This window comes from Parasynechococcus marenigrum WH 8102, assembly GCF_000195975.1.
GTDB lineage: Bacteria > Cyanobacteriota > Cyanobacteriia > PCC-6307 > Cyanobiaceae > Parasynechococcus > Parasynechococcus marisnigri.
Genome location: NC_005070.1, coordinates 2,280,637 through 2,301,616, shown reverse-complemented (window position 1 = coordinate 2,301,616; position 20,980 = coordinate 2,280,637). Strand labels below are relative to the sequence as shown.

At 59.9% G+C, this 20,980-nt stretch carries 20 protein-coding genes; 8 read left to right on the top strand and 12 right to left on the bottom strand.

Annotated features, from left to right (window positions below):
* Positions 1-185 precede the first annotated feature (185 nt).
* Together TX72_RS12085 and TX72_RS14590 are read left to right on the top strand one after the other, a co-directional pair.
* Complete coding sequence (locus TX72_RS12085) at positions 186-1,916, top strand: choice-of-anchor I domain-containing protein (RefSeq protein WP_011129244.1); 1,731 nt, start codon at positions 186-188, stop codon at positions 1,914-1,916.
* Between the two features lie 245 nt (positions 1,917-2,161).
* The gene (locus TX72_RS14590) at positions 2,162-4,414 is read left to right on the top strand and encodes a 5'-nucleotidase C-terminal domain-containing protein (protein ID WP_011129243.1); all 2,253 of its coding nucleotides are present in this window, start codon (positions 2,162-2,164) and stop codon (positions 4,412-4,414) included.
* A 63-nt stretch (positions 4,415-4,477) separates the two neighbouring features.
* Here TX72_RS14590 and ligA read toward each other — a convergent pair whose 3' ends face one another.
* Both ligA and TX72_RS12070 read right to left on the bottom strand, forming a co-directional pair.
* Positions 4,478-6,517: an NAD-dependent DNA ligase LigA gene (gene ligA, locus TX72_RS12075; RefSeq protein WP_011129242.1), complete on the bottom strand. Its 2,040-nt coding sequence runs from the start codon at positions 6,515-6,517 to the stop codon at positions 4,478-4,480.
* A complete protein-coding gene (locus TX72_RS12070) occupies positions 6,510-6,929 on the bottom strand; it encodes a hypothetical protein (RefSeq protein WP_011129241.1) in 420 nt (139 codons plus the stop codon). Before TX72_RS12070 ends, ligA begins: the two co-directional genes overlap by 8 nt.
* A 74-nt stretch (positions 6,930-7,003) precedes the next feature.
* Between TX72_RS12070 and TX72_RS12065 the strand changes: the two genes are divergently transcribed.
* Complete coding sequence (locus TX72_RS12065) at positions 7,004-7,543, top strand: SprT family zinc-dependent metalloprotease (RefSeq protein ID WP_011129240.1); 540 nt, start codon at positions 7,004-7,006, stop codon at positions 7,541-7,543.
* A 106-nt stretch (positions 7,544-7,649) separates the two neighbouring features.
* Positions 7,650-8,093, top strand: a complete 444-nt coding sequence (locus TX72_RS12060) for a hypothetical protein (protein WP_011129239.1) — start codon at positions 7,650-7,652, stop codon at positions 8,091-8,093.
* 7 nt (positions 8,094-8,100) lie between these two features.
* Here the strand turns inward: TX72_RS12060 and TX72_RS12055 are convergent, their stop codons facing one another.
* From TX72_RS12055 to TX72_RS12015, 9 genes are all read right to left on the bottom strand, one after another.
* Positions 8,101-8,553: a hypothetical protein gene (locus TX72_RS12055; RefSeq protein ID WP_042504510.1), complete on the bottom strand. Its 453-nt coding sequence runs from the start codon at positions 8,551-8,553 to the stop codon at positions 8,101-8,103.
* Positions 8,554-8,643: 90 nt separating this feature from the next.
* Positions 8,644-9,225, bottom strand: a complete 582-nt coding sequence (locus TX72_RS12050; RefSeq protein WP_173358535.1) for a chorismate lyase — start codon at positions 9,223-9,225, stop codon at positions 8,644-8,646.
* Between the two features lie 14 nt (positions 9,226-9,239).
* The gene (locus TX72_RS12045) at positions 9,240-9,941 is read right to left on the bottom strand and encodes a pilus assembly protein PilZ (RefSeq protein WP_148228828.1); all 702 of its coding nucleotides are present in this window, start codon (positions 9,939-9,941) and stop codon (positions 9,240-9,242) included.
* A 23-nt stretch (positions 9,942-9,964) separates the two neighbouring features.
* Positions 9,965-11,890, bottom strand: a complete 1,926-nt coding sequence (gene mnmG, locus TX72_RS12040) for a tRNA uridine-5-carboxymethylaminomethyl(34) synthesis enzyme MnmG (protein ID WP_011129235.1) — start codon at positions 11,888-11,890, stop codon at positions 9,965-9,967.
* A gap of 11 nt (positions 11,891-11,901) precedes the next feature.
* Complete coding sequence (locus tag TX72_RS12035; protein ID WP_011129234.1) at positions 11,902-12,312, bottom strand: type II toxin-antitoxin system PemK/MazF family toxin; 411 nt, start codon at positions 12,310-12,312, stop codon at positions 11,902-11,904.
* The gene (locus TX72_RS12030) at positions 12,305-12,532 is read right to left on the bottom strand and encodes a hypothetical protein (protein ID WP_011129233.1); all 228 of its coding nucleotides are present in this window, start codon (positions 12,530-12,532) and stop codon (positions 12,305-12,307) included. The genes TX72_RS12035 and TX72_RS12030 overlap by 8 nt, the downstream gene beginning before the upstream one ends.
* 47 nt (positions 12,533-12,579) lie before the next feature.
* Complete coding sequence (dnaB, locus tag TX72_RS12025) at positions 12,580-13,995, bottom strand: replicative DNA helicase (protein ID WP_011129232.1); 1,416 nt, start codon at positions 13,993-13,995, stop codon at positions 12,580-12,582.
* Positions 13,996-14,056: 61 nt separating this feature from the next.
* Positions 14,057-14,515 carry a 50S ribosomal protein L9 gene (rplI, locus tag TX72_RS12020; RefSeq protein ID WP_011129231.1) on the bottom strand — a complete coding sequence of 153 codons (459 nt, stop codon included), beginning with the start codon at positions 14,513-14,515 and terminating at the stop codon, positions 14,057-14,059.
* 73 nt (positions 14,516-14,588) lie between these two features.
* Entirely contained in the window at positions 14,589-15,500 is a 912-nt protein-coding gene (locus tag TX72_RS12015) for an acyl-CoA desaturase (protein ID WP_148228827.1), read from the bottom strand.
* Positions 15,501-15,685: 185 nt separating this feature from the next.
* Between TX72_RS12015 and TX72_RS12010 the strand changes: the two genes are divergently transcribed.
* The 4 genes from TX72_RS12010 (at position 15,686) to TX72_RS11995 (ending at position 20,668) form a co-directional block, all read left to right on the top strand.
* Positions 15,686-16,924, top strand: a complete 1,239-nt coding sequence (locus tag TX72_RS12010; protein ID WP_404824890.1) for a methionine gamma-lyase family protein — start codon at positions 15,686-15,688, stop codon at positions 16,922-16,924.
* 21 nt (positions 16,925-16,945) lie between these two features.
* Positions 16,946-17,335 (top strand): glycine cleavage system protein GcvH, encoded by a 390-nt coding sequence (gene gcvH / locus TX72_RS12005; RefSeq protein WP_011129228.1) that lies wholly within the window; start codon positions 16,946-16,948, stop codon positions 17,333-17,335.
* Positions 17,336-17,390: 55 nt separating this feature from the next.
* Positions 17,391-20,270 carry an aminomethyl-transferring glycine dehydrogenase gene (gene gcvP, locus TX72_RS12000; protein ID WP_011129227.1) on the top strand — a complete coding sequence of 960 codons (2,880 nt, stop codon included), beginning with the start codon at positions 17,391-17,393 and terminating at the stop codon, positions 20,268-20,270.
* Between the two features lie 146 nt (positions 20,271-20,416).
* Positions 20,417-20,668 (top strand): hypothetical protein, encoded by a 252-nt coding sequence (locus TX72_RS11995; protein WP_011129226.1) that lies wholly within the window; start codon positions 20,417-20,419, stop codon positions 20,666-20,668.
* Between the two features lies 1 nt (position 20,669).
* On the opposite strand, the gene TX72_RS11990 is transcribed toward TX72_RS11995, so the two are convergent.
* A complete protein-coding gene (locus TX72_RS11990) occupies positions 20,670-20,876 on the bottom strand; it encodes a hypothetical protein (RefSeq protein WP_042503975.1) in 207 nt (68 codons plus the stop codon).
* Positions 20,877-20,980 lie beyond the last annotated feature (104 nt).

Genomic DNA, 20,980 nt, shown 5'->3' with positions numbered 1-20,980 from the left:
AGGGAAGATAACCTAGCACGTCCGCAGTCAGTTTTTATCCAGCGGTGAAGCCAATCCACGGAATTTCCTTTTGAACTACCACAGTATGAGTTTGTCCCACAATGAAATTTGATCAGATCTTAAACTATTCCTAACTTGTTCTTTATTCAACGCTGCCAATTTCCGATTGGTTCTCCTTCTGTGCCGTGGCAAGGATCAGCGATTCCATCATCAGCCCTCTCCAGTCTGTCTCGCCGGGCGGTGCTGAAAAGGTTGATTGGTATGCACCAACCAAAACAGCGTTTGTCATCACAGGTGAGTACACCGATGACAAGGGTGGCCAGGTCGTCGCTATTGACTACTCAAATGGTTACGGCAAAGGCACAGCTATCGACGAGTATTACTTCGAAGGTGATGTCTCTGACGTTCGCGTCAGCTCACAAGGATTGATCGCAGCCTCTGTGTTCGATAAAGTTACTAGAGAAGGGACTGTTCAATTTTTAGATTTTACCAAGGAATCTGGTTTCACATCCTTGGGTTCGGTGGAAGTTGGATATCAGCCTGACCAGTTGGCTTTTACCAAGAATGGTAAAAAGCTGGTGACTGCTAATGAAGGCGAGCCACTGATGTTCTACGGCTCCGATGAGACCTCTCAGAATCCTCGGGGAAGTATCTCTATAATTAATATTGCAAACGATCTTACTAAATCAAAGGTCAACACCCTTTACTTCACGAAGTCCAACAAATACTACGAAAAACGAGGTGTCCGACTTTACGGCCCCGAAATGGACAGTAATAGCAAATTCGGCGAATACGATATTGAGCCCGAGTACGTCGGTATTACGGGTAACAACACAGCACTTGTTGCGCTCCAGGAAAATAATGCTCTTGCTCGCGTTAACTTGAAAAAAGAGAAAATCACTGGTGTCTTCGGTCTTGGCTACAAGGATTGGTCAGGTATTCCCTTCGATACCACCGACAAGGATGATGGATATAACCCTACTGTTAAGGAAGGTGTGACAAGTGCCCGTATGCCTGATGGCATCGATACTTTCCAAATCAAGCTTGGCGGGAAAAAGCAAATCTTGTTCATCTCTCCCAACGAGGGTGATGGCCGTGTTCGCCCCGACGATGTCAATTTTGAAGCACCTGCTGATGGCGTTTATTCCTGGGGTACCAATTCCACAGGGGCAGAGATTGAATCATTCACCGATCCCCTAACATTGACTGACGAGATCTACATCTACGATAAAGCAGGTGTTGGCAATTCCGGTGATATTGAAGATGTAGAAGAAGGTGATGAATTCTTCATCACTCAGAAATATGGCGTTAGTTCGGACGATGAGTTCTGGTCTGATGAAGTTCGTGCCAAAGATTTAGAAGACTTTGGTGATGTAAGTAAGTATGATTCTCAGATCATCGGTGAAGGTCGTATGAAGACCCTAGCTGATCAGAATGATCCTGTAACTGGTGGTCTTGTAGGTTTTGGTGGCCGCGGCTTCTCGATTCATGCCAATGACGGAAGCGTTATTTACGATTCCGGTAACCTGACTGAAGAAATAGCTGCTGAACTCGGCTACTATCCCGATAATCGAAGTGATGACAAGGGTACGGAACCTGAGACGGTTGAATATTTCTCCTTCGGCAAGAAGAAGAACAAACGTCATTACATCGCTGTAGCTCTTGAGCGTTGTTTTAATAATGGTGATGAGGATCGACTCGGAACAATTGTTCCTATCTTTGAGGTTGTTGATCTCGAGGCTGCTGACAATGATGAACGCGTCAAGCACGTAGCGACTCTGCAATCGCCTGAGTCCCTTTCACCTGAGGGTCTGCTATTTGTTAATGACACCAATACTAGCGGCCACATGTTTGTAACCAACGAGGTGTCTCGCACTCTTGACACCTACGCAATCAGTCAGGCTGATCTTGCTTGATCGATTTTAGGTTGCACTTCCTTGACCCCTCGCTTTGGCGAGGGGTTTTTTGTTTAGTAGCTTTCGTAATTGATTAACTTTATTGATCCAGGAAAAATCTGTCTGAATCGTTATGGTTTTTCAAATGAGGATATTGTTTAAGATAAATCTGTATCCTGTAAAACCGTGATGCGTAGCCCGTAAGACACTTTGTTGATGATGACAAGGGTCGTTGGAATTATTATTTATGAAGAAACTTTCGGCACATGTCTTTCAAGCTTCAGCTGATCCACAGCTCTGACAACGAATCCAATTTTAAGGACGTCAATACTCTTGAAGACAAGGTTGTTAATTATGCGGCCATCACCGATGGCCTGCAGGACGAAGCTGCGGCACAGGGATGGGCCAGTCTTCATGTCACCGCTGGAGACCACACCCTCCCCAACCTCTTTTATTCAGCTGGAGAAACGACAGAAGGCAAGCCTGGTTTAGCGGATATCAAAATCTTCAATGCCATGGGCGTAAAGGCCAATGGCATTGGCAACCACGAAATGGATGGAAATATCGGTGAGTTCATCGATATGGTGAACGCTTCGGACTATGTCCACCTTTCCGCCAATCTCGATTTCAGCTCGGTTGTTGATACCGATGGCAATGCCGCTCCTTTTGTGAGCTACGCCGCCGATGAGCCTGCTCAAAGCGTTGAAGAGCTGGCCGGCAAGATTGCACCTTCTGCCTATGTGGAGATCGACGGTGAGCAGATCGGTTTGATCGGCCGTTCACCCAGCGAGATGTTCTCCCTGGTCGCCGATGGCAACCTGCCTGGTCTTGACTACGTCGGTGGCACCAGCGGGGAGGGAACGGCTCGCGAGCCAGTGCTTGAGCCCCTTCCTCTGATTCAGGCTGAAATCGATCGCCTGACCAACCAAGGTATCAACAAGATTATCTTCATTGATCACGCTCAGGATTACACCGATCAGTCTGTTCTTCCTGCGGAATTGGATGGTGTTGATGTGATCATCCAGGCCGGCATGACTGGCTACATGTCCGCTGAGACCCCTAGCGGTCCTTTCAACCTGCTGCGTACCGAAGAAGCGGGTAATCCGATCACTCACAATTACCCTCTGGAGTCGAAAGATTCCGCGGGTAAGACAGTTTTGATCACCAACACTGAACAGATCTGGCGCTATGTGGGCCATTTGTTGGTGCACTTTGACGACAACGGCGAGATCACCAGCTACGACGCCGATAACAGCGGCCCTGTGCCCACTAATGACGAGGGTGTGGCTGCCCTGCGTGCATGGACTTCCGGTGACGCTGTTGCTGATCCCGTTGTGGTGAGCACCTATGAAGCGTTGTTGGCTACTGATGAATTGAATGCAGCCTTTGCGGAAGTCGGCACCACCACCGACAGCCTCAATGGTGTTCGCGCCGATATCCGCAGTCGTGAAACTAACCTGGGTCGCTTGGCCGCTGACTCCACTCTTTGGTACGCCAATCAGTATCTCGAGGAGATTGGTGAAACCAAGCGTGCCGATATCGCACTCAAAAATGGTGGTGGCATCCGCGACACCATTGCCGGCCTTTCACCGATCACTCAGTTGCAAGTGAATGCTGCTCTGGCGTTCGATAACAAGTTGACGATCATGGATCTCACGGGTGCTGAGTTCCTGGCCATTGTCGAAAACGGTGTGAGCCGGGCTCCAGCTCTCGATGGCCGCTTCCCCCATTTCGCCGGCGCCGAATTGGACTTCGTCACCTACCGCCCCGGAATTGAAGAGGCCTTGTCCTTGACTGAGGCCAGCCGTGTTCAGAATCTGACGGTGAATCGCGACGACGGATCGACCGTTGAGTTGGTGAGTGACTTCTTCGTTAATGCCGATGCATTGGAGGAAACTTTTACCTTGGCGACCAACAATTACCAGGCTGGTGGTGGAGATGGTTACCAGGCCTTCGTTCCTCTTGAGAACAAGATTGAAACTGTGATCGGCGAGCAAGAGATTCTTGCGACCTACATCAGCGAGGAGCTTGCTGGTGCTGTTGATATCAGCGATGCCGATGTCATTGCATCCCCGCGTACTGATCTCATTCGACCCCAGCTCGACGATCTAATCAATCCTTCGGATGAGCTGATTGGTACTTCTGGTGACGATGAGTTGAAGGGTAAGAGAAGGCTTGGTGGAAATAGTCTGTATGGCAAGGAAGGTGATGACAGCCTTAAGGGACGTAAGGGTGATGATCTCCTTGATGGTGGATCAGGTGATGATGTGCTGAAGGGATTTGGTGGATCCGATGTGTATGTGGGTTCTGCAGGAACAGACAGGATCAATGGATTCAGCTTTGATCAAGGAGATGTTGTGGCGATTGATTCTTCGATTAATTTTGAGATCGTTCAATCGGCTAATCCGAATAAGAACCTCAGGGTTGAGCATGATCTTGGAGAGATCATCTTCAAAGGAATCAAGGCCGATCAACTGATCGATCTTCAGAATTCCATCCAGATCACAGAGGCGATCTGAATTCAGGATTGACCACCTCCGAGGATCAACCAATCATTGCCCCTCGCGTCAGCGAGGGGTTTTTTATGTGCTTAGCAGCTTTTGCAATTCGGCTTCAGTCAGGATTTCCACCCCCAGGCTTTCAGCCTTGGACAGCTTGCTGCCGGCCGCCTCTCCCGCCACCAGGTAGTCGGTTTTCTTGCTGACGCTGCCGCTCACTTTGCCGCCGGCGCCTTCAATCAGGGTTTTGGCGTCACTGCGGCTGAGGTTGGGCAATGTGCCAGTGAGAACAAGGGTTTTGCCCAGCAGCGCGCCGCTGCTGTTGCCTTCGCCGGTGCTGTTGGCGTTCAGTTCCGAAGTATTGGCCTCTAGCGACAGGCCGACCGCCCTCAGATCCTCCAGCAGCCTCTGGTTGGGGGGGTTGGCGTGCCATTGCTGCAGGCTGCTGCTGATTTCTGGGCCGATGCCGTGCAGCGCTGCGATACTTTCCGGCTCAGCAGCGGCCAGGCTGGCGCTGTTGGGATAAGCCGCCGCTAGTGCTTTGGCGTTCACCTCGCCGATGTGGCGGATCCCCAGGCCATACAGCTGGCGATGCCAGGGCTGTTGCTTGGATTGCTCGAGGGCCGCCACCAGGTTGGCGGCGGATTTCTCGCCCACCCGCTCCAGACTCGCCAGCAGGGCTGCATCCAACCGGTAAAGGTCGGCGATGGAGCGCACAAGACCTCGCTCCACCAGCTGTTGGATCAGCTTGTTGCCGAGCCCGTCCACATCCAGGGCGCCCTTGCTCACCCAGTGGCGCAAGCCGCCTCGCAGGATCGCCGGGCAGCTGCTGTTGATGCAGCGGGTGGCTGCTTCGCTGTCGTCTCGCACCAGGTTGGAACCGCATTCCGGACAGTGGTCCGGCAGCTCGAGGGGAACGGCTCCCGTAGGGCGCAGCTCGGGAAGCACCCGCACCACCTCCGGAATGATTTCTCCGGCTTTGCGCACAACCACCGTGTCACCGAGGTGCAGATCCAGTTCGGCGATGCGATCAGCGTTGTGCAGGGTGGCGCGGCTGACGCTGGTGCCCGCCAGGGCCACCGGCTCGAATTCGGCTACGGGCGTCACGGCGCCGGTGCGTCCCACCTGCACCGCCAGCTTCAGCAGCTTGCTGGGGGCTTCCTCCGCTGGATATTTCAGGGCAATGGCCCAGCGTGGGGCCTTCTGGGTGGTGCCCGCCTCATCTTGAAGGCGCAGGTCATTGAGCTTCACCACCACGCCATCGGTGGCGTACGTCAGCTGATGACGTTGCTGCTCCCAGCGGTCGCAGAAGCGTTCGATTCCGTTCAAGCCATCGCAGAGCTCGCGGTTGGGATTGACGCGAAAGCCGGCTTGCTCCAGCCATGCCAGGACGTCCCACTGGCATTCGGGGCTATTGGAGTGATCGCTTGGCAGATGCAGGGTGTACGCAAAGAAATCCAGTCGTCGGGCCGCGACCACCTTGGGATCCAGTTGCCGCAACGTTCCGGCGCAGGCGTTGCGGGGGTTGGCGAACAGGGCGTCGCCGTGGGCGGCGCGTTCGTTGTTGATCGCAGCGAAGGTGTCATCGGGGATGAAGGCTTCTCCGCGCACCTCCACCCATTCCGGTGGATCGTCGATCTGCAGCCGCAGCGGGATCGAACTGATGGTGCGCACATTGGCGGTGATCTCCTCACCGCTGCTGCCATCGCCGCGGGTTGCTGCCCGCTCCAGCACCCCATGGCGGTAGCTCAGAGCCAGGGCATTGCCGTCAATCTTGAGCTCGCCCACCAGGGGTAAAGGGCTGTCGTCAGCTCGGTCCAGCACCTTGAGCAGGCGTTCATGCCAGGCCTTTAGTTCCCCGTGATCAAAGGCATTGTCGAGACTTTGCAGCGGGATTCTGTGCTCCACGCTGTGGAAGCCCGTTGCCGGTGCTTTGCCCACCCTCTGGGTGGGGCTGTCTGCACTGAGCAGGCTTGGGTCAGCCTGCTCCAGCTGCTGCAATTCCCGGTACAGCCGGTCGTAGAGCGTGTCCTCCATGACCGGGGCATCGAGGACGTAGTAGGCATGGGCAGCTCGGTTGAGCAGGGACCGCAATTCCGCGGCCCGCTGCTGTTGCTCAGCCATTGACGCGGTTGATGCGGGCGATGCGCCAGTTGTCGTCCACCTTGGTGAAGGTGAAGTCCAGCGGCAGTTCGTCGTTGTTCTCCGCCTTGAGCTTCACGGTGAGGATCACGTCGCCCTCCTGGATGCGGGGCCGGCCGGATTTGAGGTTGCGGAACTTGTTCAGTTTGAGGTCCGCCAGAAAGCGGATGAACTGCTGCCTGTTCACGTGCTGGCGGTAGGCCTTTGTGGTGAGCAGGTAGGCGGCATCGATGCGGCCGGCTGCCACCTGGGTGAAGAACTGCTTGATCAGTGGATTGATGCCGCGGGCGCTGAGCACCAGCTTCACCGCGGTGTAGGTCCAGTAGAGGAGCAGGGCACCACCCCCTGCCAGGAGTGACTTGACGCCAACCTCACGGATCAGACCCAGTTCCATCGCCTGCCTTCAAACAGCGACGAGTCTGACTGACCGCGGCAGGATGATGCTGCACCGCTGCAACCCACCCGATCGTGCCGTTGCTGCCGTTGCTGCCGATCTTTCATCGCCTCAACAGGGAGCATTTCGATGGCACGTTGGCTGTTAATGGCCAACCGTTGAGTTGCGTGCGTTGGAGTGATGGTCGGATGAGCCGCACCGCCGGTTTCTATCGTCGTGGTCCTGGAATCGGGGCTAGCCGGGGCAGTGAAATTGTGCTGTCCAGGCCGCTGCTGGAACCCCTGCCCCAGGAGGCCACCGAAAGCACGCTGTGCCACGAGATGATCCATGCCTGGGTCGATCTGGTGCTGCGCACACGGGAGAGCCATGGGCCACGCTTCCGCGCCCGCATGGAGGCGATTAATGCTGCCCAGGATCGGTTTCAGGTGAGCGTGCGCCATCGCTATCCCGTCCCGGTGCGGCCACTCCGCTGGTGGGCGGTCTGCCCCAGCTGCGGCAGCCGTTATCCCTACCGCCGTCGCATCAGCAACGCCGCCTGCCGCAAGTGCTGTGATCAGCATCACGCTGGGCGCTGGCATCGGAGCTGCGTGCTGCAGTTCGAATCGGCGGTCTGAGATGGAGGTGTTTCTGTTGTCTCTGGAATTGGGTGGCGTCACGATTGCCCTGATCGGGCTGCGACGGGAGCGTTGGTTGCGCCGTCGGCGTCGGTAACGTCAGATCATGGAAGACCGCAGAGATCGTCGCCTGGACACCTGGATTGAGACCGGCCGTCAGTTTGTCGATGGCGTGTCGGGACGTCGTCCCGGCCAACGCCGCAGCAGTTTTGATCTGGATTCCGTCGGCCGTTGGGTTGGCGACAAGGTCGAGTGGTTGTTGGAGGAGGACGACGCCTGGCGGGAGCCCTGGCAGGACACGGATCGCCCGCTGCGCAGCGGTAAACGACCCCTCGAGGCCATTTCCCGTCGGGGCCGTCAGGTCACACCTGCGCCGTCGGTTCCTGCGATGACCTCTCCTGACCCAGGCTCCGTGGATGACTGGCCGGAGGACGACAGCTTCCGGGTGGACCGCTGGCAACGGTCTCGCAGCACGGCAACTCCCGCTGTTGACTCTCAACCTCCAGCCCCAAGGCGGTCGTTGCCCCGTTCAAGTCGTCGCCGCGCCTGACGGCAGATCAGCAGGCGGAGGCGCTGCGACTGGCCTGACGCTGGTGGCGGCTGACGCGATAGCTGCAGCCGCGAACCGCCAACTGCTGGTTCACGTCTTCCACCAGTTCTTTAGGCATCTCCTCGGCCATCTGGTCCGGGGTGGCGGAAATGGACGGGGAGCCCAGCTGCAACGCCTCCAGCAGCTGGGTCCATTGTTCGATCTGAACGTTGCGGCTCATCGGCGCATAGCCCTTGCTTTCCAGCAGCTCCGAGCAGATTGCACGGCTCCAGAACACCGTGCGGCCCTGGCCATGGGTGCCGGCACAGCTGGCCGCTTCGGCCTCAAGGGCAGCTGGTGTAGGGCGACCGCGACGATCACGCCAACCTTGCTGCTCAAGGATGCGACCGCAGTGGATCGCTGAAATGCCGTAGATCCGACCGAGGTCGGTAAGGCTGAGCAAGGGGTTGAGGGCAGCCATGACACGGTGAACCGATGTGTCCACATGTTCCTCGCAGCACATATAAAGGCAAGTTGTCAAGAGCAAATCCCAACAAACTTGCAGGATTGTTCATGAACTTTGCTGAAGCTCCTGGCGCAAGGTAGGTCCCAGCCAGGTTTCCAGCTGCGGGCTGAACACCTCTCGGATCACAGTGAGTGCGGTGCCGCCGCGGAAAAAGCGGTAGTGACGACTCCAGAACGGACCGCGGTGGCCGAAGGTGTGCTCCAGCCAATCCGCCTGCACCAGCGCCAGACCATCGACTTCACGGAACAGCTCAGAGCGGCCCTGGGTCAGGCTTTTCCAGATCGGCAGATTGCGATCTTGCAGATGTAGATCTGCCTCCGCCTGGTTCCACCAGCTCTCGGCCCATGCCAGGGGCAGGCCGCCGCAGGTGAGCCACACCTGACGCCGCAGTAGTGGTGCCTGCAGTTCGGCCACTTCCGCCGGTGCTTCCGCGGGCAGACTGGCTTCCGGTTCCATGGCGATCAGGTCCACGGCCACCGGTTCACCGGTAAGCAGCCGCAGGTGGCGGGTGGGGCTGCCGTCCCCCAGCAGCATCAGCCGCCAGGCTCCCGGTAGCTGGCGCGGCCCTTCACCACTGAGCACCGCCTCGGTGGGGGCTTGCCAGAGTTGATGGGGGGAGGGAAGCAGAGGAGTGGATGAGCTCAGAACAGCCCTCCTACGGACAGGGTGCGCTGCTGGCCCTGCTGACTGATCACCGTTCCACTGCTGGTGATCGCGTCCAGCCGCCAACCGCTGTTGCCGATGCTTTCACCGATGCCAGCCGACAGGGATGTTGTGTCCAGCTGGAAGATGGCGGAGCTGTTGCCGCCAGGACCCTGCACCACCCCGGTCAGTTGCGGCATCGGCGTCAGGGCTGGAACCGGCAGCGGTTGAGGGGCAACCGGTGACAAGGCGAGCCTGGGCGTGATGGAGGGTCTTGGCGACAGCTGGGGGTCGGGAGTGCTGGCAGCAACCTCTGCTGTAGGCGGTGCTTGCGTGACCTGAGGCTCAGGGGCGCTGGCCTGTGTCTGAAGCCGCTCGAGCATCAGCAGGTTGCGTTCCTGATCCAGCTGGCTGCGGGATTGAAGCAGGCTGCTCATCAGCCAGCCGCTGTTCACGGCACCGGCCACCGCCAGGCCACTGACGGTCAGCAACAACCAGGGGGTGGTGCTGGTGGTCGATGGGGTGAGGTTTGGCTGTGCTGGTGGCGGCACTGGAGCTGGCGGATCGTGCACGTCCACGTCCACCGGGACGAGATGGTTGGGGCGCGCGGAATTCAAAGCCTCCTGGTCGAACACCTTGTCCATCACCTGCTCGGCCCGCAGGTTCCAGTAGGAATGGGAGGTGGGAAGCCGGACGGCCAAGGTGGACCCGCGGGGTCCCAACGCTATCGAGCTTCTGCAGGGGGGGCGAGGGCCTCACGCTTGCGCAGTTCCAGCCACATCAGCAGAGCGGTGATGTCCGCCTGGCTGACGCCAGGGATGCGGCTGGCCTGGCCCAGGGTGGTGGGTTGGATGCTTCCGAGTTTTTCACGGGCCTCATTGGAGAGAGTGCCGATGCCGGCGTAGTTCAAGTCGGCCGGCAGCTTGCGTTGGCTCTGGCGTTTCACCTGGTCGATCTGCTGCTGTTGCCGCTGCAGATAGCCGCTGTATTTAATGTCAATCTCGGCCCCTTCGCGCACCGGCAGGGGCAGATCGGCATCGGCCAGGCCATGGCGCACCAGATCGGCGGCGTGCATGCCGGGGCGGCGCAGCAGGTCCGCCAGGGTGATCGAGCCCTTGATCGCTGCGCCGGTTTCCTCTTCCACCGCCGGGGCCACCGGATCACTCACCTTGAGGCGCACGGTTTCCAGCCGTTGCTTTTCGCGTTCCATCGCCTGGAGCTTGTCCTCGAACAGTTGCCAGCGGCGGTCGTCAATCAGGCCCAGATCTCGGCCCAACGGCGTCAACCGGCGGTCGGCGTTGTCACCCCGCAGGATCAGGCGGTATTCACTGCGGCTGGTGAGCACCCGGTAGGGCTCCCGCAGGTCCTTGCTCACCAGATCATCGATCATCGTGCCGATATAGCTGCCCTCGCGGGGGAAGTGCACTGGCTCCTGACCGCCGATGTGCCGGGCGGCGTTGACGCCGGCCACCAGGCCCTGGGCTGCTGCTTCCTCGTAGCCCGTGGTGCCATTGAGCTGGCCGGCACTGAACAGGCCGCGCACTCGCTTGGTTTCCAGCGACGGCTTGAGCTGGGTGGCGGGCAGGTAGTCGTAATCCACCGAATAGGCCGGCCGCAGCATCACAGCTTGTTCCAGCCCCGGCAGGCTGCGCAGCAGTTGCAGCTGGATCGGTTCCGGCAGGCCGGTGGAGAAGCCCTGCACATAGATCTCCGGGGTGTCGCGCCCCTCTGGCTCGAGGAAGATCTGGTGGCTGTCCTTGTCGGCGAAGCGAACGATCTTGTCTTCAATGGAGGGGCAGTAGCGCGGGCCCTTGCTGTCGATTACGCCGCCGTAGATGGCTGTGAGGTGCAGGTTGTCGCGGATCAGCTGGTGGGTTTCGGCGGTGGTGCGGGTGATGTGGCAGCTCATCTGCTCACCGCTCACCCAGGCGGCCGGGTCAAAGGAGAAGAAGTGATCGGCCGCATCGCTGGGCTGCTCCTCCAGCTGATCAAGGGCGATGCTGCGCCGGTCCACCCGGGCTGGGGTGCCGGTTTTGAGCCGGTCGGTCTGGAAGCCGAGTTGTTGCAGTGCTTCGGTGAGGCCTTCGGCCGCCTGTTCACCAGCGCGGCCGGCGGCCATCGATTGATGCCCCACCCAGATGCGGCCGCCGAGGAAGGTGCCGGCGGTAAGGATCACCGCTTCAGCGCCATAGACACTGCCGAAATAGGTGCGGATGCCGCTGATGCGTTGCTGATCGGCTTCAGCGGTAGTTTCCAAACCGGTCACCATCGCTTCGCGCAGGGCGAGGTTGGGGGTGTGCTGCAGCAGTTGCAGCATCTGGTGGGAATAGAGGCGCTTGTCGGTCTGGGCGCGCAGGGCCCAGACGGCGGGGCCTCGGCTGGCGTTGAGGATGCGTTTCTGGATCGCGGTGCCATCGGCCAGGCGGCCGATCACCCCTCCGAGGGCATCCACTTCATGCACGAGCTGGCTTTTTGCGGGGCCACCAACGGCCGGGTTGCAGGGCTGCCAGGCGATCCGGTCGAGATTGAGGGTGAACAGAGCAGTGTTCAGCCCCAGTCGCGCTGCTGTGATCGCTGCTTCACAGCCGGCATGGCCGCCGCCGACCACGATCACGTCGAAGGATTCGGTGGGGGCGGTGGTAAGGGCCATCAAATCATTCTCTATGGGCGCGATGCGCGTGACCGCTTGATTGCTGTTGCTGTCAGCAGGTCAGTCAGGCCGATCACCGCTGCCACCCCGAGTCGCACGCGGCGCAGCTCCTGTGCATGAACGGTGCCGATTTGTTGATCCAGACGTGCCTTGCGGATGCAGCTCACGCGGCCGCACATGGCTGCAGAGCGCTGCACTAGACCATTGCTCGGTTCCGGTGTGATCACCGGCATCGGTAAGCGCTGTTTCCCATCGGTGTCCGAGGTGAGTGGCACGACAAGCACGGTCTCTGCTTTTGCGTCGCGTCCTCTTTCAGCACTGGAGATCACCACGCAAGGTCGCAGCTTTCCATCGCCACCCTCGCGGTCAGCTTTTCGAATGAGCACGCTGCCAGGTTCAAACTGGTCTGAGGGTTCAGGCATCGCTGAGCTGATTCCAATAGCTCAGATCCTCTTTGCTCACCAGTGCTTCGCCTTCAGCCAGGTCGCGGTCGACGCGGTGCTGGAGTTGATCGTTGAGAAGGCGCTGCTGCAGTTCTCGCAGGGCCTCGTTGACCGCTTCGCCGAGGGGGATCTGTGCTTCTTCCCGAAACCAGCGCACCAGTTCAGGCTCCACACGCACCGTCACGCTCTGCTTCGCCACGGCGCTGACTCACGTCCTGAGAACAGCATAGCGAAACGGTATGCGCTTCAAGCTGCCAGGTTGCGGAAGCGGGTGAACTGCGGCTCGAACAGCAGCTTCACCGTGCCCACCGGTCCGTTGCGGTGCTTGGTCACGATCACTTCGGTGATGCCGCGGTCGGGGGTTTCCGGGTTGTAGTACTCGTCTCGGTAGATCATCAGCACCAGATCAGCGTCCTGCTCGATCGAGCCCGATTCCCGCAGGTCGCTGAGCATCGGCCGCTTGTTGGTGCGCGATTCCACGCCACGGCTGAGCTGGGAGAGGGCAATCACCGGCACATTCAGTTCCCGTGCCATGCCTTTCAGGGCCCTGGTGATCCGGGAAATTTCCTGCACGCGGTTGTCCGGGCTGGAACCTTCCATCAGCTGCAGGTAGTCGATCACCACCAGCCCCAGCTCCTTGCCCTGTTCCGCCATCAGCCGGCGGCACAGCGATCGCATCTCCAGCACACCGGAATTGGGTTTGTCGTCGATGAAGATCGGCAGCTGGCCCAGGGTGTTGATCCCCTGGCCAAGCAGGGGCCACTCCTCCTGCTGCAACCGGCCAGTGCGCAGCCTTCCCGCTTCGATGCCCACCTCCATCGATAGCAGGCGGTAGGTGAGCTGTTCCTTGCTCATCTCCAGGGAGAACACACACACCGGTAGGTCGTGCAGCTGGGCCACGTTCTTGGCCAGGTTGAGCACAATTGAGGTTTTGCCCATCGCTGGGCGGCCGGCCACGATGATTAGGTCGCTGCGTTGCAGGCCCTGGGTCATCGCATCCAGGTCGTAGAAGTTCACCGGGATGCCGGCCACGGAGGTACCCAGGGAGCGGCTTTCGATTTCCTCGAAGGTCTGGGTGAGGATTTCGGCCGTAGGGGTGAGTCCTTTGGACGGCTTCTCCTGGCTGATCGCGAAAATGGTCTGCTCCGCCTGATCGAGCACCTGCTCCATAGGCAGGCTTTGATCAAAGCCCAGCTTGATCACCTCGTTGCCGGAGCGGATCAGCTGGCGTCGCAGGAACTTGTCCATCACCAGCCGTGCCACCTGCTCGATGGAGGCGGTTGATGGCACCCGTTCCACCAGTTCGATCAGGCGGGAATTGCCCCCCACCTTCTCCAGCGATCCCGTGTCGGCCAGCCAGGCGCTCATCGCTGTGAGGTCTGTCGGTTTGCCCTGGCTGTGCAGCATCAGGGCAGTGCGGAAGATCTCCCGGTGGGCATTGAGATAAAAGGCCTCCGGTTGCAGCACATCCGCCACCCGGCCAATGGCATCCGGGTCCAGCAGGATGCCCCCCAGAACCGCTTCCTCTGCCTCAAGATTCTGGGGCGGAACGGAATCGGGCAGGGCTTCGAAACTTGGTTCCTGGTCGCGGCGACTATGACCGAATTTGCGGCGTCCCCCTTCGGCGTTCTCGCCGCTATCGCTCAGGGGGACGCTCACCATGGCCGTTGGCCGTTGCAATCGGGTATCTCACTCTGGCTCAGATGAGCCGCTTCGCCAGGGATCAGTAGCTGACCACTTCCAGGTTGATCTCAGCGGTGACCTCGCTGTGAAGTTTCACCGTGACGCTGTACTTGCCGGTGCGATGGATTTCGGGAACCACAATGTCGCGGCGGTCAATCTCCTTCTTGGTGGCGTCTTGGATGGCTTCTGCCACATCGCCATTGGTGACCGTTCCGAAGAGCACGTTGTCTTCGCCGGTTTGCTTCTTCACAGTAAAGCGACCGATGGTGTCCAGGGCCGTACGGAAGTCAAGGGCCGCCTGCTTCAGCGCCGCCTGGCGTTCGGCTTCCTTGGCCCGACGGTGCTCAACCTGCTTCATCACGGCAGGTGTTACAGGCACCGCCTTGCCGAAGGGAAGCAGGAAGTTGCGGGCGTAACCGGGGGCGACCTCCACCAGGTCTCCGTCCTTGCCGAGGCTGAGGACGTCCTCATTCAGAACGACTTGAACACGCTTGGGCATGGAACCTGGGGGCGGACGTTATCGGTGCGGTCGACCACGTTACGACGTGGCCTGATCAGCTGAAATCTGGAGGTCAGGAAGCCCCGGGCACATATCGAGCCGTTCTCACGCGGCTCGCAAGGCCAAGGCGCTTGAGCAGGCGAACGTGTTGCCAGGTGAGGTCAAACTCAAACCAGCGCAGACCATGGCGGGCGCTCGCTGGGTGGGCGTGATGGTTGTTGTGCCAACCCTCACCGAAGGAGAGCAGCGCTACCCACCAGCAGTTCCGCGACAGATCCGGGCAGTCAAAGTTGCGGTAGCCAAAGGCGTGGGTGGCGGAATTGACCAGCCAAGTCACGTGATAGACGATTACCAAACGCAGGGGGATGGCCCAAAGCACCAGTCCGATTCCACCACCATGCACTTGAGCGGCTTCACCGATCCAGTACAGACCAAGCCCCAGGGGGATCTGCAGCAACAGGAACCAGCGGTCCAGCCAGCGATAGAACGGGTCAACCTGGAGATCACCGGCGTAGCGATCGAGTTCCTTCAGCGCAGGAATGTCATGCAACATCCACTCGCTGTGGCTCCACCACAAACCGCGTCCGGCATCATGGTGATCGATCGGTTGATCGGAGAAGCGGTGGTGATGGCGGTGTAGGCCAACCCATTCGATCGGTCCGCTCTGGCAGGCCAAGGTGCCCATGATCACCAGCATGCGCTCCACCCAGACCGGAACCACCAGGCTGCGGTGGGCGACCAACCGGTGCAGGCCCAAGGTGACGCCAAGGACGGTCACCCAGTACAGAACTCCGAAGGCCACAAGACCCTGCCAGCTCCAGAACCGCGGCAGCAGTGCCACGGTGGCCAGCACATGCATCACCACCATGAAGCTGGTGGTGCCCATCTTGAGCTTGCGCTGTCGGGCCGGTAGAGGGCCACGGGGTGCTTGCACCGCCGCCCGTTGCCGAAGCTCACGGGTGTCAGTTGTTTGCGAGGAAACCAACAGGAAGACTCCAGGGGTTGACAAGGCCGCTCAGACCAGAAAGCCGTGGAGCGGATGGTGCCATTGATGACCGAAATCTAAAGGAGTTGACGCTGCAACCCGTGGCCGAGAGGGCATGCTGCAGATCTGGACTCTGGTGTCGCATCGTGACGAGTGGTGAAGGGAGTGCTGCCGCAAGGGCATTCGTGGCCTCCGTTGCCCGAGAGCAACAGCCCCTGGCCGCCGCTCGCACCGAGCAGGTTCAGGCGCGTCTGGAGCGGGTGTTGGCTGCGCTGGCGGCTGAGCGAGTGGGGACCCAGCATTTCGCTTCCCTCACCGGCTACGGCCATGGGGATCAGGGGCGTGAGGTGGTGGACCGAGTCTTTGCGCGCGTCCTGGGCGCGGAGGCGGCTGCTGTGCGCATGCAGTTCGTCAGCGGGACCCATGCGATCGCGGCGGCCCTCTTTGGCGTGCTGCGGCCTGGCGACCGGTTGCTGTCCATCACCGGGCGCCCTTACGACACTCTTGAGGAAGTGATCGGCCTGCGGGACCCTGGCCAGGGCTCTCTGGCGGAGTTCGGCGTCAGTTACGACGAAATCGAGCTGACGGCAGATGGCTCGGTGGATGTCGATGCCGTTCAGCGAGCTCTGGAGCGCTCCTGCCGCATGGTGCTGATCCAGCGCAGCTGCGGTTACAGCTGGCGGCCGTCAATCGCTGTGGCGGAAATCGGACGCCTCAGTGCCCTCATTCATGCCCGGCAGCCGGAGTGCGTTGTGTTCGTCGACAATTGCTATGGCGAACTGGTGCAAGAGCAAGAGCCAACCCAGGTGGGTGCGGATCTGATCGCCGGCTCCCTGATCAAGAACCTTGGGGGAACCATCGCCCCAACGGGGGGGTATGTCGCTGGACGCGCTGCCCTGGTGGAGCAGGCCTGCTGCCGGCTCACGGCGCCGGGCATCGGTCGCGAAGGGGGCACGGGTTTTGATCTGCAGCGGCTGGTCTTGCAGGGGTTGTTTCTGGCGCCACAGATGGTGGCGGAGGCATTAATTGGTGCTGATCTGGTGGCTGGCGTGTTCCAAGGGCTGGGGTTTGCGGTGAATCCAGAACCTGGGGCGAACCGCAGTGATCTGATCCAGGCGGTTCGGCTCGGCTCGCCTGAGTCCCTCAAGCTGGTCTGTCGTGCATTCCAGGCCTGTTCACCGGTTGGCGCCTACCTCGATCCTGTTCCCGCATCGATGCCGGGATATGCCCGTGACCTGGTGATGGCCGGTGGCACCTTTATTGATGGCTCCACCAGTGAGTTCTCCGCCGATGCACCCCTGCGTGAGCCTTTCAACCTTTATGTGCAGGGCGGCACCCACCGGGCCCATGTCCAGCTGGCACTCACCCGGGCTCTTTCAGTGCTGGATGCAGCGGGGTTGATCGATCTCCCGCAGACTGGGTAAAGACATCTGGATCTGCCGTCAATGGCGTTCGAGTTTCCCGCTTCCTTCCGCTTCGCTGATAGCCACGAGTACGCCAATGCCGACGGTGAGCTTGTGCGGGTGGGCATCAGTGCCTTTGCCGTGGATCAGTTGGGGGACATCGTGTTCGTAGATCTCCCCGACGTGGGCGACAGCCTCGACAAGGGCGCCACGTTTGGATCGGTTGAATCGGTGAAGGCTGTTGAGGATATGTACGCCCCGGTGGCCGGCGAGGTGGTGCAGCGAAATGAAGCGGTGCTCGCAAGCCCTGAGGAGTTGCAGAACGATCCCCATGGGGAAGGTTGGTTGCTGGTGCTGCGCCCCAGTGATCCCTCCCAGCTGGAAGCCCTGATGGATGCCGGCACTTACGGCACCAAGGTGAACGCAGGCTGACATCGGGCTGCGGTCACCCTTCTTTACGATCGGCGGATTCAATAGCGTCCGCCCGGTGACCTCCCCCTTCCTGCAGCGTCACGTCGGTCCCAGCGACTCCGAACAGCAACAGATGCTCTCCGCGCTGGGCTACGCGGACATGGCTGCCTTTCTGGCTGACGTTGTGCCGGAGGACATCCTTGATGAATTTCCACCGCAGGGGTTGCTTCCACCAGGTTGTGGCGAAGCCGAAGCCCTAGTCCATCTGCGCGAGATCGCAGCCGCCAATAATTCACGCCGCTCGTTGATCGGCCTGGGTTACTACGGAACTTCCACGCCGGCTTTGATCCAGCGCCACGTCTTCGAAAATCCTGCTTGGTACACGGCCTACACCCCGTATCAAGCGGAGATTGCCCAGGGACGCCTCGAGGCCCTGTTGAATTTCCAGACCCTGATCAGCGAGCTGACCGGTCTGCCCATCGCTAATGCGTCTTTGTTGGATGAGGCCACGGCGGCAGCGGAAGCGATGAGCCTGAGTTACGGCATTTGTCGACGGACGGAGGCCAACCGCTTCCTGGTGGATGCCAACGTTCTTCCCCAGACCTGGGCCGTGCTGCAGACCCGCGCGGAACCCTTGGGGATCGATCTGGAGCGTGTCACCCCAGAGCAGGCCAGCTTTGACGCCTCAGTGTTTGGCGTGCTGCTGCAGTTGCCGGGCGCTGATGGTCAGATCTGGGATCCCACGGCCGTGATTGCCCGTGCCCACGAGGCTGGGGCCCTGGTGACGGTCGCCATCGATCCTCTGGCTCAGGCCTTGATCGCTCCTGTGGCGTCCTTCGGCGCTGACATTGCTGTTGGCAGCGCCCAGCGTTTCGGTGTGCCGATGGGTTTCGGGGGGCCCCATGCCGCCTTCTTTGCCACCAAGGACACCTACAAGCGCCAGATCCCCGGCCGTCTTGTGGGTCAGTCCAGGGATTCGGCAGGGAATCCAGCCCTGCGTCTGGCATTGCAGACCCGTGAGCAGCACATCCGCCGCGACAAGGCCACCAGCAACATCTGCACGGCCCAGGTTCTGCTGGCGGTGATGGCGTCCTTCTACGCCGTTCATCACGGCCCCGAAGGTCTGATGTCGATCGCCCGTCGAATCGTCGGTCAGCGCCGGCAGCTTGAGCGTGCTTTGCAAAGCCTTGGTTTTGTTGTGCCGGACGGAGAGCGCTTCGACACGGTCACCGTGACCTCAGCTCTGGCGCCAGCCGTGCATCAAGCGGTTGGGGAAGCAGGCTTCAACCTGCGGGTGCTCCCGGATGGCGCGAATCCCGCCGAGTCAACGGGTTTTGGCATCGCCTTGGATGAATGCACCACGGCCGATGAACTCTCCAGGTTGGTCGCGGCCTTGGCCACGGCCGCTGGCCAGACTTCTCCCTCCTTACCGCTGGCGCCCGTTGAGGAGCTGTGCGGTGTGCCCGAGCGGGTTGACCCCTGGCTTAGCCAATCGGTGTTTCACGACCATCTCAGTGAGACCGAACTGATGCGCTATATCCAGCGCCTGGTGAGTCGAGATCTTTCCTTGGTGCACGGGATGATCCCCCTCGGGAGTTGCACCATGAAGCTCAATGCAGCCGCTGAGCTGCTGCCCGTGAGCTGGCCCGCCTTCGCTGGCCTGCACCCCTTCGCTCCGATGGCTCAGGCCGCCGGCTACCAGCGGTTGGCTGAGCAGCTGGAGGCTTGGCTCGCAGCTCTCACGGGGTTTGCGGCGGTGTCCCTGCAGCCCAATGCTGGGTCCCAGGGGGAGTACGCCGGGCTGCTGGTGATTCGTGCCTGGCATCGCTCCAGGGGCGACGACCATCGTGATGTCTGCCTGATCCCCACCAGTGCCCACGGCACGAATCCCGCCAGTGCCGTGATGGCGGGTCTCAAGGTGGTGGCTGTGGCTTGCGACGCTGACGGCAACATCGATCAGCAGGATCTGGCTGCCCGTGCAGCGGAGCACGCCGACCGCCTGGCGGCCCTGATGGTCACCTACCCCTCCACCCATGGCGTCTTCGAAACCGGCATTCGCGGGATTTGTGAGCTGGTGCATCGCCACGGTGGTCAGGTGTATCTCGATGGCGCCAACCTCAATGCCCAAGTCGGTTTGTGCCGTCCGGGCGCCTTCGGTGCCGATGTCTGCCATCTGAACCTTCACAAGACCTTCTGCATTCCCCACGGCGGTGGCGGACCCGGTGTTGGTCCGATCGGTGTGGCGGACCATCTCGCTCCCTTTCTCCCCGGTCATCCCATGCAGGCTTCGCCAGATCAAGCCATTGGGCCAGTGTCTGCAGCAGCTTTGGGCAGCGCGAGCATCCTGCCGATCAGCTGGATGTACCTGCGGATGATGGGGGCGGAGGCCCTGCGCCAGGCCACAGCGGTGGCGTTGCTGTCTGCCAACTATCTGGCCCTTCGCCTGGACCCGCACTACCCCGTGCTGTTCCGCGGTGCCACCGGACGTGTTGCCCATGAATGCATCCTTGATTTGCGTCCGTTGAAACGGGATGCCGGGATCGATGTGGATGACATCGCCAAACGATTAATGGATTACGGCTTCCACGCGCCGACGGTGAGTTGGCCTGTGGCCGGCACCGTGATGGTGGAGCCCACCGAAAGCGAAAGCCTGGCGGAATTGGATCGTTTCGCTGACGCCATGATTGCCATCCGCAATGAAATTCGGGATATCGAATCAGGGGCTATGGATGCCAGCAATAACCCCTTGAAACAGGCTCCTCACACGATGGCTGCTGTCATCGCCGAGGACTGGGATCGTCCTTACAGCCGACAACAGGCTGCATTCCCGTTGCCTGATCAGCAGCAGAACAAGGTGTGGCCCGCGGTGGCTCGTATTGACAATGCCTATGGCGATCGCAACTTGATTTGCACCTGCCCAAGTGTTGAAGAGATTGCCGTGGCGGTTGCTGCTTAAGGGGCGACTTGCCAGTTCGGGCTGGTGCTTTTGACTCCCGACGTGTAAATTTTCACTGAAAACCGAAAAGATGATTTTGATTGATCAGTCGTTTGTTCAACCTCAGTCAAACTTTTCGGCAACTGATTCGTTTGTCGGGGGACACCATGGATCGGAGTGACATCAACAAATCCGCTGGATCGGCACTAGGTCCTGATCTGCCTCAGCTGCCTGAAGGCCTTCAGTCGGCGCTGAACCGGGGCCATACCTTGCCGATTGAAGGAACCAATGTGCTGCGTGTGCCCTTTGGCGTGCGCCAGTCGCGTCGCCCTCGCCCAGAGCGACCCGACCATTGGGCCACCCTGGTGATTCCATTTCAACCCCTGGGCGATCCCACGCCGCCACCTGCGGCGGCCTGATTCAGGCCACCCCAATCTCTGATCGTTCCTGCGACAGTCTCCAGTCCAATAGCGCTTTGACGTCGGCCAGCGAGCAGGTCGGCGTTCGAAATGGCAACAACTGCATTGGACTGCGTTCCGGGCGTACCAGCCAGCTTTGATTGGTCTGAGGCAGCAGAAGGTAGCCGCGGTATCGCACCACGGCCTCATGGCTCATCGGGAATCCCATCGCTCTAGGGAATCTGTTGTTGTGACCTTGTCATTTGAAGGCACCAGATCTGGTGTGGCTCGCATTGCCCGAATCTCTTTGGGATCAACACCTCAAGGTCTGGA